Raw genomic sequence first — 12,568 nt, 5'->3', positions numbered from 1 at the left:
TGATCGATCAGCATTGGCGGTGAGGCTGACCACCCCCAGGGTAGGACGATTCATGACTTCAGATACGAAATGGTACGAAGGACATCAAGAGCAGGGCGCTATTGCCATGGTTTCTCCTCAGGAAGCTGCCCACCTTGCCGAGCTGCATGATTTGGCAATCGAGGAGGACAAGACTCGATCCCGTCTTGCCAACTCGGCATTTGCCGCTGCTCAGAGCCATGTCTGCTCCCAGGTTTCAGCGGTGTACCTCGCCAATCAATCCGGCGTTTCGGCAGTTTCCGGGGCATCTGGAAATTCGAGGCCTGCTGATGTCTTCGAGACGCTCGAAAGAGACCTGGCCGCGCTGGCTTCTGCTTGCTCCGGACTGGGGGCGTCCGATGCGGTCCGCACAGAGGCCTTTGATCCCGATGCACGCGACTCGCTGCCGCTTATGGTCCTCTCTGAGCGCCCCATGGCTGATGCCATCCCGACCGAGAGCGCCAGTTTTTCCGTTTCCAACCCTTCCCACGAGGAACCCCTGACAATGAACGCCCAAGCCCAACCCGCCCACGCTGAATCCGGGAATGTCCGAGTACCCGTGGAGCCCGCCTTGATGACCCACCAGCCTTCCGCCTTGGAAACCGACGGCGTGCTGCATGACGTGCAGTCCACACTCGACTCACTGGCCGGCATGGCCCACGGACTGTCGCAGCAGAAGCTGGAGGTCGCGAAGATGCGCGATGTGCTCGAAGAGCGCCGGCTGGCGGCCCTCGAGCGTGAGCGCCAGCTGGTCGAGCGCGAAGAGCGCCTGGGGCAGATGGAGCAGCGTCTGCAGGAGGAAAAACAGGGTATTGAACGGGTTGCAGAGCATAACGCCGCGGTACTTGCTGAGCGCAGCAGCGCGCTACAGACCCTCGCCGAAACCGTGGACAGCCGTGACCGTGCCACCAGCAAGCGTGCTGAAGTGTTGAACCAGGAGCAGCAGAGCATCGAACGGCAAGTGACCCAGCTGCGTGCCCGCGTCCAGGACTTGGACGACCGCGAGGCAAGTCTGCAACGCCAGGGGGCCGAGCTGGCCGATCGCTTCAAGCAATTGCTCGATGCCAAGGAGCGCTTCGGTGCCATCGTCAAGGGTTTCAACGAGACCGTGCGCTTCAATACGACCTACAGCGCTATCAGCAAAACGGTCGGAACTGGTGCGGACGAAGCCTGAGCTGTCACCGAGAAATGAAGAAGCCCGGCATTGGCCGGGCTTCTTCGTTCAAGGCGATTACTTCAGCTGCAGCCAGATCGGCGCGTGGTCCGAGGGTTTTTCCATCCCGCGGATGTCGTAGTCCACACCGGTTTCAGCGATGCGGCCGCGCAGGGCCTCGGAGGCGAGGATCACATCGATGCGCAGGCCGCGCTTGGGAGTGTCCTCGAAACCACGGCTGCGGTAGTCGAACCAGCTGAATCGGTCGTCCACGCTCGGGTTCTGCAGGCGGAAGCTGTCCACCAGGCCCCAGCCCTTCAGGCGCGCCAGCCATTCGCGTTCCTCCGGCAGGAAGCTGCACTTGCCGGTCTTCAGCCAGCGCTTGCGGTTCTCTTCGCCGATGCCGATGTCGCAGTCTTCCGGCGAGATGTTGATGTCGCCCATCACCACCAGCGGCTGGTCGGGCTGGAAGCGGGTTTCCAGCAGATCCTGCAGGTCGGCGTAGAAGCGCTGCTTGGCGGGGAACTTCACCGGATGGTCGCGACTTTCGCCTTGGGGGAAGTAGCCGTTCATCACGGTGATCGGCTGGCCGTCGGCGTCCTTGAAGGTCCCCCAGATGAAGCGGCGCTGGGAATCCTCACCATCGTTGGGGAAGCCGCGTTGCAGCTCCAGCGGCTCCTGGCGGGAGAGCAGGGCGACGCCGTAGTGGCCTTTCTGGCCGTGGTAGTGCACGTGGTAGCCGAGGGCTTCGATCTCCTCACGGGGGAACTGCTCGTCGGCGACCTTGGTTTCCTGCAGGCCGATCACGTCCGGCTGGTGGCGCTCGATGATCGCCTGGAGCTGGTGGGGACGTGCGCGCAAACCGTTGATATTGAAGGAGACGATTTTCATCCTGAGCGCCCTGGCAAAAGCACGATGCTAGCCCAGGTTGGCCGACCCTGGCGACCCCGGCGAGGCGCTGCTAGGGTTTTGTGGCTGGACTCATAACCATAAGAAGAACTCACACGAAGAGGCGTCCGCATGCCTGATACCCTCGCCGAAGTCCGTCTGCTGGACGGCAACTACAGCCGTGAAGTCCGCTCGCTGCTTTATCACGCCTACCGCCACGAACCGACCTTCGCCTACCTGTTCGAGTCCGACCGCGCCGGATTCGACCAGCGCGTGCGGGCGACCGTCCGCGAACTGGTCAACCAGCACTTCCTCGAGGAACTGCCGGCGATTGGCCTGCTGGTCGAGGATCGCCTGGTGGGCGTGGCGCTGGTGGTTCCACCGCAACGTCGCCTGGATGTCACCGAGAGCTGGTTCTGGCGCATGCGCATGCTGCTTACCACAGGCCTTGGTTGCACCCGACGCTACCTGGACTACCACGCCGCCGTGATCGGCTGCCTGCCGCCGGGGCCGTATCACGTCGTGCCGCTGATCGGCGTGCATCCGGAGTTTCAGGGCAAGCACCTGGGAGAGCAATTGCTGGACGCGCTGCATGCCTGGTGCGCCGAGGACGGTGGTTCGCAAGGGCTGGTGCTGGATACGGGCAATGCTCGCTATCTGGAGTTCTACCGGCGCCACGGCTACGAGGAGCTGGGCGAGGTGGCGCTGGGGCCGATCCGCGAGCATGTGTTGTTCCACCCCAACCACAGGCAAGAGGCGGCGAAAGTCTCTGCGGGATAGGCCTGAAAATGTTTCCTCAGACCTTTCCTGCACTCTAGGGGAAGGCATGGCGGGGAAAACCCGTGCTAGCATTTCGCGCCATGAGAGTTGTCCAAGGATTGCTTGGGCTGCTGCTGGTAATGGCCTTCTGCTTGCAGAGGGCCCTGGCGGCCGAAGCCCATCTCGACGTTCGTGTCACCCCCGCCAACACTGCGCTCAAGGCCAATATCGAGGCCTATGTGGGCAGTCTTGGCGAGCGTGATCAGGCGGCCCTGCAAAGATTCCGGCGCAATGCCGTGGAGCAGGCGCAAAAGGCCGCCCAGGCTTTGGGCTACTACCAGGCGCGCATCCGTGGCCGGGTGACCGATGACAAGGTGCCCACCCTGCGCATCAATGTCCGGCCCGGCGAGCCCATTCACCTGCGCAATGTCACCGTGCGCGTCGATGGCCCGGCAGCCAAGCTCAAGAGCTTCCGGGTGCCCGGGGGGGACGCACTGAAGCCCGGCGCGCAGCTCAACCACGGTGCTTACGAAGACGCCAAACGGTTGATCCAGAACCAGGCCTCGCGCTTCGGTTTTTTCCGTGGTCAGTTCACCCAGCAGCAATTGCGTATCGACCCCGAAGCGGGCGTGGCGGACATCGAACTGGTGTACGCCAGCGGGCCGCGTTACCGCCTGGGCAAGGTGGATTTCGCCGGCGATTTCCCCTTCGACGAAGACCTGCTGCAACGCATGGTGCCGTTCAAGGAGGGGGCCGACTACGACTCCGAGCAGATCGCCGACCTTAACCAGGCGCTACAGTCCAGCGGCTACTTCGATGGCGTGCGGGTTGATGCCGCGCCGACCAACGCCGATGGCGAGGTGGTACCGGTGCACGTCCATCTGGAAGCGCGCAAGCCTCGGACCATGGGGCTTGGACTGGGCTTCTCGACCGACGTCGGGCCGCGTGCGCGGGCCACCTGGACCCGCCACTGGGTCAACCCGCAGGGCCACAGCCTGGGCTTCGAGGCGGAGGTTTCCGCGCCCCGTCAGAACGTCGGTGCCTGGTACGAGATTCCGCTCGATCCGCCGCTCACCGACAAGCTGCGCTTCACCAGCGGCTATCAGTATGAAGACCTGGTGGACACCGAGAGCAAGCTGCTGACCCTCGGCGGCGAGTGGCACCACAAGCTCGACAGCGGCTGGCAGCGGGTCGTCTCGCTGAACTGGCAGCGCGAGGAGTACAAGCTTGGCGATGATTCGGGCCTGAGCAGCTTCCTCATGCCGGGCATCGGTTACTCGATCCTCGAGGCCGACAACAAGATCGACCCCGGCAAGGGCTATCGCCTGCAGTTCGAGGTGAAAGGCGCCAAGGAGGGGCTGCTGGCGGACGCCGATGTTGCCCATATCAATGCCATGGCCAAGGGCGTGACCAGTTTCTGGGGAGGGCAACGGTTGCTCGGACGCATCCAGGTGGGCGGTATCGCCACCAACGACTACAGTGCGATCCCGCCGTCGCTGCGCTTCTTCGCCGGCGGTGACCAGAGCGTGCGCGGCTACGACTACCAGACACTGTCGCCGAAGAATTCCGACGGCGACCGCATCGGTGGCCGCTACATGGTTGCCGGCAGCGTCGAATACCAGTACCCCATCGCCGAGCGCTGGCGCATTGCCGCCTTCGTCGACCAGGGCAACTCATTCAACTCGCTGGACTTCCCCTCGATCAAGACCGGCGTCGGCATCGGCATCCGCTGGATTTCCCCGGTCGGCCCACTGCGCCTGGACCTCGCCGACGGCCTGGACGAGGACGGCGGCATCCGCCTGCACTTCTCCATGGGGCCTGAGCTGTGAGCCGCGCGGGCTGGATGCGCACGCTGCGCTGGAGTCTGGGCGGCCTGCTCGGGCTGATCCTCCTGTTGGTGATAGCGGTCGGGCTATTGATCGGCACGCCCGCTGGCAGCCGAGCGGTGCTGAGTTGGGTGCCGGGCCTGAGTGTCGATGAATTCGACGGCCGCCTCGCGGGCGGCTTCAGCGCCAAGCGCCTGGAATGGATCGACGGCGCCACCCACCTGGTGCTGGACCAGCCGCAGATCGACTGGTCACCTGCCTGCCTGCTGCGTATGACCCTGTGCCTGCACAAGGTCGTGGCGAACGAAGTGCTGCTGACCCTGCCGCCGAGCGAACCGAGCGAGTCATCCGGCCCCATCGAACTGCCCGACCTGAACCTGCCGCTGTCGCTGGAGCTGGGTGATATCCGCATCGGTCGTTTCCTGCTCGATGGCCAGGAACAGCTGCGTGACGCCGAGTTGGTGGCACATTGGGACCATGAAGGCCTGCACATCGACTCGGTGAAACTCGCGCGCGATGGTTTGAGCCTATCGCTCAAGGGCCTGCTGAAGCCGACCCAGGGCTGGCCGTTGGAGGCGGAGGGCACCCTTGGACTGCCCGCGCCGGGCGAGAAGCCCTGGACCTTGCAACTGCAGGCCAAGGGCGAGCTGATGGGGCACCTCAAATTGCAGGCGCAGAGCAGTGGGTACCTGAACGGCAACCTGGACGGCGACCTGCAGCCGCTGGCCGAGAACCTGCCGGCCACTGCACTGGTGACTGCCGACGGCTTCAAGGCAGATGCCTCGCTGCCCGATACCCTGACGCTGAACCAGCTGCGCCTGAATGCCAGCGGTAACCTCAAGGATGGCTATCAGCTTGCCGGCGCCGCCGTGCTGCCCGCCGAGGAAAGCCCGGTGGTGCTCACCCTGCGAGGCCGTGTCGATGCCGAGGGTGCGGACATCGCCGCGCTCGACCTGAGCGCCGCCCAGGACCAGCGCGTGGCGCTGACCGGCCGCCTGGACTGGAAGGATGCCTTCGCCGCCAACGCCCAGCTCGACTGGCTCGACTTCCCCTGGCGTCGTCTGTACCCGGCAATCGACGAGCCGCCGGTGAGCGTGCACACCTTCAAGGCCGAAGTGAGCTACAGCGACGGCGCCTACCTGGGCAACTTCGACGGCGCCTTCAAGGGGCCAGCTGGCGACTTCACCCTGGCCAGTCCAGTGTCGGGCAATCTCTCGGAAGTCTTCCTGCCGTCGCTGAAACTGGTGGCGGGGCAGGGCAAGGCCGAAGGGCACCTGAAAGTTGGATTCGCCGATGCGGTGACCTGGGACGCCGCCCTCGACCTGTCCGATCTCGACCCGGCGTACTGGCTCGAAGAGATGCCCGGCCGCCTCGGCGGGCCGCTGCGCAGCAAGGGCTCGCTCAAGGGCGAGGCGCTGAGCCTCGACGCCAACCTCGACTTGCAGGGCCGCCTGCGTGGCCAGCCGGCCACCTTCAAGGCGAACGCCACGGCGGCGGGGCAGGCGTGGAAGGTCGATGGCCTGGCGCTGCAGTTGGGCGACAACCGCATCAGCGGGCAAGCCGCGCTGGACCAGCGGCTCTCCGGTCGACTCGATATCGCGCTGAATCGTCTCGGCCAGCTGTGGCCGCAGCTGTTCGGCCAGGTCAGCGGTCGCCTCGATCTGGCCGGTACGCTGCAGGCGCCGCAAGGGCAACTGAAGCTCGACGGCCAGCGCGTCGCCTACGCCGACCAGGGCCTGCGCACACTGGACCTGATCGCCTCCCTCGATGCGGCGCAGCGCGGCCGGGTGAACCTGACGGCCCAGGGGTTGCGTAGCGGCGATACGGATTTCGGCGTGCTCAAGCTGGACGGCAGCGGCGACCTCAAGCGCCAGCAGCTCGCCCTGAACCTGCAAGGCAAGCCGGTGGTGCTCGACCTCGGTCTGGATGGCAACTGGAACGGCAAGGATTGGCGCGGGCGTCTCGCAAAAGGCGATATACAGAGCGGCGGTCAGGACTGGCGCCTGCAACAGCCGGCGCGCCTGGAGCGCCTGGTGGATGGACGCATCAACCTTGGCGCCCACTGCTGGGCTTCCGGTCCCGCCAGCCTGTGCATGGAAGACCAGCGGCTGATGCCCGACCCACGCCTGCGCCTGCACCTGCGCGAGTTCCCGCTGGACAGCCTGGCGCGCTGGCTGCCCGATGACTTCGCCTGGAAGGGCAAGCTCGACGGCGACGTGCAGCTCGACCTGCCCGCCAGCGGCCCCAACGGCTCCATCCTGATCAATGCCAACAACGGCACCCTGCGCATCAAGGAGCAGGAGGAGTGGGTCGACTTCCCCTACCAGCGCCTGCAACTGGAGAGCCGCCTGACGCCTCGGCGCATCGACACCAGCCTGCAGTTCCTCGGCGACAAGCTCGGTAGTCTGCAGGCCCAGGTCCAGCTCGATCCGCGGCCCGAGGCCAAGCCGGTTAGCGGCACCTTCAGCCTCAATGGCCTGGATATTTCCGTGGCGCGGCCCTTTGCGCCCATGGTGGAAACCCTGAAGGGCCACCTCAATGGCAGTGGGCAGATTTCCGGTGGCCTGCTGGCGCCACGGGTGGATGGCGAGCTGCGCCTGAACGACGGCGAAATCTCCGGCGGCGACCTGCCGACCCGTTTCGAGCAGTTGCAGGTGACCGCGCGGATTGCCGGTGAGCAGGTCGATCTGAGCGGCGACTGGAAGGCAGGAAAGACCGGCAACGGCAGCCTGTCCGGACGCATCGCCTGGGTCAGTGGCCTGGAAGTCGACGTGAAGCTGCGCGGCAGCCGCCTGCCGGTAACCGTCGAGCCCTACGCCAACCTGGAAGTCGAGCCGGATCTCACCGTGCAGATGGCGGGCGAAAGACTCGCGGTTTCCGGCTCGGTGCAGGTGCCGCGCGGCGCTATCACTATCCGCCAGTTGCCGCCTTCCACGGTCAAGGTCTCCGATGACACCGTGATCGTCGGCGAGAAGCAGGAGCCGAAAAGCGCCCTCGCGCTGAACATGGATATCGACGTCAGGGTCGGCAGCGACAAGCTGACCTTCAGTGGCTTCGGCCTGAACGCCGAGCTGGCCGGGCAGGTACACATCGGCGACAACATGGACACCCGCGGCGAGCTGCGCCTGAACAACGGCCGCTACCGCGCCTATGGCCAGAAGCTGACCATCCGCCGTGCGCGCCTGCTGTTCGCCGGGCCAATCGACCAGCCGTTCCTCGATGTCGAGGCGATCCGCAAGGTCGACGATGTGGTGGCCGGCCTGCGCCTGACCGGCAATGCCGAGCAGCCGCGCAGCGAGGTGTTCTCCGAGCCCGCCATGAGTCAGCAGCAGGCGCTGTCCTACCTGGTGCTGGGCCGCCCGATGTCCAGCGGCGAGGACAACAACATGCTCGGCGAAGCTGCCCTGGCGCTTGGCCTGGCCGGCAGCGCGCCGCTGACCGGGGAAGTGGCGCAAAGGCTGGGCATCCAGGACTTCCAGCTGGACACCGAAGGCACCGGCAACAGCACCAGCGTGGTTGCCAGTGGCCAACTCTCCGACCGACTGAGCCTGCGCTATGGGGTGGGTGTGTTCGAACCGGCCAACACCATCGCGCTGCGCTACCTGCTGAGCAAGAAGGTCTACCTGGAGGCCGCCAGCGGCCTGGCCAGCTCGCTGGACATCTTCTACAAGCGCGATTTCTGAGTGCGGTCGGCAGCGGTGCTTCACGCTGCCGATTCGCTGCGCCTTGGCACTCTGCCAGCCTTCATGGCCCCTTAAGGTAGCCAGCACAGACTGCCCCCGCCGCCGGACGATGTGGCGCACAAGGGGAGAGTCATCATGCGCCTGGACCTGATCAGGACCCACCTGCTCGAATTCATCAACAAGGGCTTCCCGGCCCGGCAACTGCGCCGGCTGGCCGCGCGCGACCTGCTGCGCGGTTCCGCCGCCGGGAGGCAGGCGCCCAATTCGCTGACTGCGGCCCTGCTGGAGTGGTCCGCGCTGGAATCGGCTACGGTGCTGGAGCGCCTGGAAAGCCGGCGCGAAGGCCTCAACGAGACCCAGGCGAGCGAGCGCCGCCAGCGCGACGGGCTCAACGAAGTGGACCAGGACCGCCCCATCGGCGCCTGGATGCACCTGTGGTACTGCTACTGCAATCCTTTCAACCTGCTGCTCACCGTGCTGGCGACCATTTCCTGGTTCACCGAGGACGTCGAGGCCGCCGTGGTGATCGGCAGCATGGTGGGTATCTCCACGCTGCTGCGCTTCATCCAGGAGAAGCGCTCCAACCGTGCCGCCGAGAAGCTCAAGGCGATGGTCAGCAACACCGCCACGGTGTTCCGCAGTGCCGAAGGCGATGGCCCCGCGCTGCGGCTGGAAGTGCCGATCCGCGAGCTGGTGCCCGGCGATGTGCTGTGGCTTTCGGCTGGCGACATGGTGCCGGCGGACGTACGCCTGCTCAGCGCCAAGGACCTGTTCGTCGGCCAGGCTGCACTGACCGGCGAATCCCTGCCGGTGGAGAAATTCGCCCAGTTGCGCGACGCCCGCCAGGGCAACCCGCTGGAGCGCGACAGCTTGTGCTTCATGGGCACCACCGTGGTGAGCGGCTCCGCCCTGGCGGTGGTGATCGGCACCGGTACGCGCACCTACTTCGGCTCCCTGGCCGAGAAGGTCATTGCCAGCGACCCGACGCCGACGGCCTTCCAGACCGGCGTCAACCGCGTCAGTTGGCTGCTGATCCGCTTCATGCTGGTGATGGCGCCGGTGGTCCTGCTGATCAATGGTTTCACCAAGGGCGACTGGCTGGAGGCCGCGCTGTTCGCGCTGTCCATCGCCGTTGGTCTGACCCCGGAAATGCTCCCGATGATCGTCACCTCGACCCTGGCCAAGGGCGCGGTGGTGCTCAGCCGGCGCAAGGTGATCGTCAAGCGCCTGGACGCCATCCAGAACTTCGGCGCCATGGACATTCTCTGCACCGACAAGACCGGCACCCTGACCCAGGACCGCATCGTCCTCGAGCGCCACACCGACGCCTTCGGCCAGGTGCAGGACCGCGTGCTGCAACTGGCCTTCCTCAACAGCCATTACCAGACCGGGCTGAAGAACCTGCTGGACGTCGCCGTGCTCGAGCACGTCGAGCTGCGTCATGCGCTGAAGGTGGACAGCCGCTTCCGCAAGCTCGACGAGATTCCCTTCGATTTCGCCCGCCGCCGCATGTCGGTGGTAGTCAGCGAGCGCGAGGACAACCACCTGCTGATCTGCAAGGGTGCGCTGGAGGAGGTGCTGTCGGTCTGCGCCACGGTGGAAACCGCCGATGGCGTCGAGCCCCTCACCGGGGCGCGCCTGGAGAACATCCGCGCGGTTGCCGACGAGCTCAACCAGGAAGGCCTGCGGGTGGTCGCCGTGGCCACCCGCGAGCTGCCGCCAACCCGTGATACCTATGGCGTGGCGGACGAGAGCGACTTGTGCCTGGCCGGCTACATCGCCTTCCTCGACCCGCCCAAGGAAACCACCGCCCCGGCGCTGCGAGCACTGGCGAAGAACGGCGTGGCTGTGAAGGTACTGACCGGGGACAACGACCGGGTGAGCCTGAAGGTCTGCCGCGATGTGGGGCTGGTGGTCGAGGGCGTGCTCCTCGGACCGCAGCTGGACGAACTGGATGATGCGGCGCTGGGCGAACTGGCCGAGCGCACCACGCTGTTCGCCAAACTCACTCCCAGCCACAAGGAGCGACTGGTGCGCGTGCTGCGCGAGCGCGGCCACGTGGTCGGCTTCCTTGGCGATGGCATCAACGACGCACCGGCGCTGCGTACGGCGGACATCGGCATCTCGGTGGATTCTGCTGTCGACATCGCCAAGGAAGCCGCCGACCTGATCCTCCTGGAAAAGAGCCTGATGGTCCTGGAGGAGGGCGTGATCGAAGGGCGCCGCACCTTCGCCAATATGCTCAAGTACATCCGCATGACGGCCAGCTCCAACTTCGGCAACGTATTCAGCGTGCTGGTGGCCAGCGCCTTCATTCCCTTCCTGCCGATGCTGCCGCTGCAACTGCTGGTGCAGAACCTGCTCTACGACCTGTCGCAGATCGCCATTCCCTTCGACCATGTCGACGACGAACTGCTGCGCAAGCCGCAGCAGTGGAACCCGGACGGGCTGGGGCGCTTCATGGTGTTCTTCGGACCGATCAGCTCGATCTTCGACATCGCCACCTTCCTCGTGCTCTGGCACGTGTTCGGTGCGAATTCGCCGGCGCACCAGACGTTGTTCCAGTCCGGCTGGTTCGTCGAGGGACTGATCTCGCAACTGCTGGTGGTGCACATGATCCGCACCCGACGCATTCCGTTCCTGCAGAGCCGTGCTGCCTGGCCGCTGCTGGGCATGACCCTGGTGATCGTTGCGGTGGCGATCTTCCTGCCCATGGGGCCGCTGGCGCATTCCTTCCGCATGCAGGCGCTGCCGCTGGGCTACTGGCCGTGGCTGGTGGCAATCCTGCTGGGTTACATGGCGCTGACCCAGGCCGTGAAGGGATGGTTCGCCCGGCGCTACGGCTGGCAGTGAGCGAGGCGGGACCAACGTGCGAAACAGATCAGTGCTGGCAAGGCGGGCACCGGGTTCAATACACTCCGGGCATCCGCCTTCTCCAGCCGTGAGTCGTGATCTTGCCGTTGCAAGCCTTTCGCCTGCCATTCATTGCGCATGCGCGCCTGAAGCGCCTGGTCCTGTTGGGCCTGGCGCTGGCCAGTGTGCCGCTGGCCGCCTGCGAAAAGACCCTGCGCTGGGATGACGACCCACCCTTCAGCATGCAGCTGCCCGACGGTAGCGTCGGTGGCCTGTACGTCGATTTGAACCGTGAAGTGCTGGAGCGCCTGGGTTGCGAGGTGCGGATGGTCAAGCTGCCCTGGGCGCGGGCGCTCAAGGAGCTCGAGCTCGGTCGCCTCGACGTGCTGCCCGGTGCCTTCCGCAAGCCCGAGCGCGAAGCCTACGCCTGGTTCTCCGGCACCGTGTTGCCGCCCTCGCGCAATATCCTCTTCGTCCGTCGCAGCCTGGCCCAGCGCGACAGCCTGCAGCAGCTTTCCGACTTGCCCGGCAGTGACTTCCGCCTCGGCGCGCAGATCGACGTCTCCTATGGCGAACCTTACCGCCAGCTGATGGCCGACCCGGACTACGCGGCACGGGTGTTCTTCAACCCCAGCCGCAGCAACCTCTGGCACATGATCGACAAGGGCCGTATCGACGGCATCATCGCCGACGAACACAGCGGCCAGTACGAGCTGCAGCAGCTGGGTCTGGCCAAGCGCATCGAACCTACCGGCGTGGTGGTTTCAGCGGAGTCGGCGGAAGTCGCCTTCAGCAAGCGCACCCAGGACGAGGACTTCGTCCGTCGCTACGCGCAGACGCTGAAACAGCTGGTCGAGGATGGCGAGGACCGCCGCATCCTGCAGCACTACGTCAGCAATTGAGCTCAGGGCTTGCGCCAGAGGTTGGTGCGGCGTGCCTTGGCCTCGTGTTCCTCGAACTGGTACTGGCCGACTTCCTCAGGCGTCTGCGCGTCGCTCTGCCGCCAGCGCGCGAGGCCGATGCTCAGTTGTGCGCGACCGATATCCAGTGTGTGACCGCAGTTCGGGCATTCCGCCGGGGTGACCCAGGCCGCCGCGCGCAGGCTGCCGTCGGGAAGCTGCTCGGCGTGCTTGAGGGTGGCGCTCTTGCCCAGGGCGAGTTGCACCAGGGCCGCGCGGGAGCGCTGGCCGAAGGGCTGTTCCAGTTCCGGGGCGGTGATGCCGCGCAGGTGGATGGTGGTATCGCCGCCGTCCGCGCGCTGGCAGGTCAGCTGGTCGCCGCTGAACACGGCTGTCACCTGGCATTCCTCATCCGCGTGGGCGGCGAGGGGAAGGAAGGAAAGCAAGAGCAGTGCGGCGGGAACGAATCGCATGGAGCCTCCGGTAGAC

The 12,568-nt window shown here is 65.7% G+C and carries 8 protein-coding genes; 6 read left to right on the top strand and 2 right to left on the bottom strand.

What is annotated here, in order from left to right; translation table 11 throughout:
• Window positions 1–52: 52 nt before the first annotated feature.
• Complete coding sequence (locus FAS41_RS23245) at window positions 53–1,192, top strand: hypothetical protein (RefSeq protein WP_138525755.1); 1,140 nt, start codon at window positions 53–55, stop codon at window positions 1,190–1,192.
• Between the two features lie 57 nt (window positions 1,193–1,249).
• Here FAS41_RS23245 and xthA read toward each other — a convergent pair whose 3' ends face one another.
• On the bottom strand, window positions 1,250–2,062 hold the full coding sequence (gene xthA, locus FAS41_RS23240) for an exodeoxyribonuclease III (RefSeq protein ID WP_045208108.1): 813 nt from the start codon (window positions 2,060–2,062) through the stop codon (window positions 1,250–1,252).
• A gap of 129 nt (window positions 2,063–2,191) precedes the next feature.
• Between xthA and FAS41_RS23235 the strand changes: the two genes are divergently transcribed.
• The 5 genes from FAS41_RS23235 to FAS41_RS23215 all read left to right on the top strand — a co-directional run bounded on the left by FAS41_RS23235 (window position 2,192) and on the right by FAS41_RS23215 (window position 12,082).
• Entirely contained in the window at window positions 2,192–2,839 is a 648-nt protein-coding gene (locus FAS41_RS23235) for a GNAT family N-acetyltransferase (RefSeq protein WP_138525754.1), read from the top strand.
• Window positions 2,840–2,919: 80 nt separating this feature from the next.
• On the top strand, window positions 2,920–4,647 hold the full coding sequence (locus FAS41_RS23230) for an autotransporter assembly complex protein TamA (protein WP_425049021.1): 1,728 nt from the start codon (window positions 2,920–2,922) through the stop codon (window positions 4,645–4,647).
• Between the two features lie 14 nt (window positions 4,648–4,661).
• Window positions 4,662–8,327, top strand: coding sequence for a translocation/assembly module TamB domain-containing protein (locus FAS41_RS23225; RefSeq protein WP_171049542.1), 3,666 nt, complete (start codon window positions 4,662–4,664; stop codon window positions 8,325–8,327).
• A gap of 135 nt (window positions 8,328–8,462) precedes the next feature.
• The gene (gene mgtA, locus FAS41_RS23220; protein ID WP_138525752.1) at window positions 8,463–11,180 is read left to right on the top strand and encodes a magnesium-translocating P-type ATPase; all 2,718 of its coding nucleotides are present in this window, start codon (window positions 8,463–8,465) and stop codon (window positions 11,178–11,180) included.
• A 95-nt stretch (window positions 11,181–11,275) separates the two neighbouring features.
• Window positions 11,276–12,082 carry a substrate-binding periplasmic protein gene (locus tag FAS41_RS23215; protein WP_138525751.1) on the top strand — a complete coding sequence of 269 codons (807 nt, stop codon included), beginning with the start codon at window positions 11,276–11,278 and terminating at the stop codon, window positions 12,080–12,082.
• Between the two features lie 2 nt (window positions 12,083–12,084).
• Here FAS41_RS23215 and FAS41_RS23210 read toward each other — a convergent pair whose 3' ends face one another.
• A complete protein-coding gene (locus FAS41_RS23210) occupies window positions 12,085–12,552 on the bottom strand; it encodes a thermonuclease family protein (protein ID WP_138525750.1) in 468 nt (155 codons plus the stop codon).
• Window positions 12,553–12,568 lie beyond the last annotated feature (16 nt).

The organism is Pseudomonas nicosulfuronedens (assembly GCF_005877905.1).
Taxonomy (GTDB): Bacteria; Pseudomonadota; Gammaproteobacteria; order Pseudomonadales; family Pseudomonadaceae; genus Pseudomonas; species Pseudomonas nicosulfuronedens.
Note: the sequence above shows the minus strand (reverse complement) of the source record. Positions and strands in the feature narration are given on the sequence as shown.

What these genes read in the sequence shown, in the direction of transcription:
- FAS41_RS23245 (WP_138525755.1), top strand. Translation starts at nt 53, where the DNA reads ATGACTTCAGATACGAAATGGTACGAAGGACATCAAGAGCAGGGCGCT.
- xthA (WP_045208108.1), bottom strand. Translation starts at nt 2,062, where the DNA reads ATGAAAATCGTCTCCTTCAATATCAACGGTTTGCGCGCACGTCCCCAC.
- FAS41_RS23235 (WP_138525754.1), top strand. Translation starts at nt 2,192, where the DNA reads ATGCCTGATACCCTCGCCGAAGTCCGTCTGCTGGACGGCAACTACAGC.
- FAS41_RS23230 (WP_425049021.1), top strand. Translation starts at nt 2,920, where the DNA reads ATGAGAGTTGTCCAAGGATTGCTTGGGCTGCTGCTGGTAATGGCCTTC.
- FAS41_RS23225 (WP_171049542.1), top strand. Translation starts at nt 4,662, where the DNA reads ATGCGCACGCTGCGCTGGAGTCTGGGCGGCCTGCTCGGGCTGATCCTC.
- mgtA (WP_138525752.1), top strand. Translation starts at nt 8,463, where the DNA reads ATGCGCCTGGACCTGATCAGGACCCACCTGCTCGAATTCATCAACAAG.
- FAS41_RS23210 (WP_138525750.1), bottom strand. Translation starts at nt 12,552, where the DNA reads ATGCGATTCGTTCCCGCCGCACTGCTCTTGCTTTCCTTCCTTCCCCTC.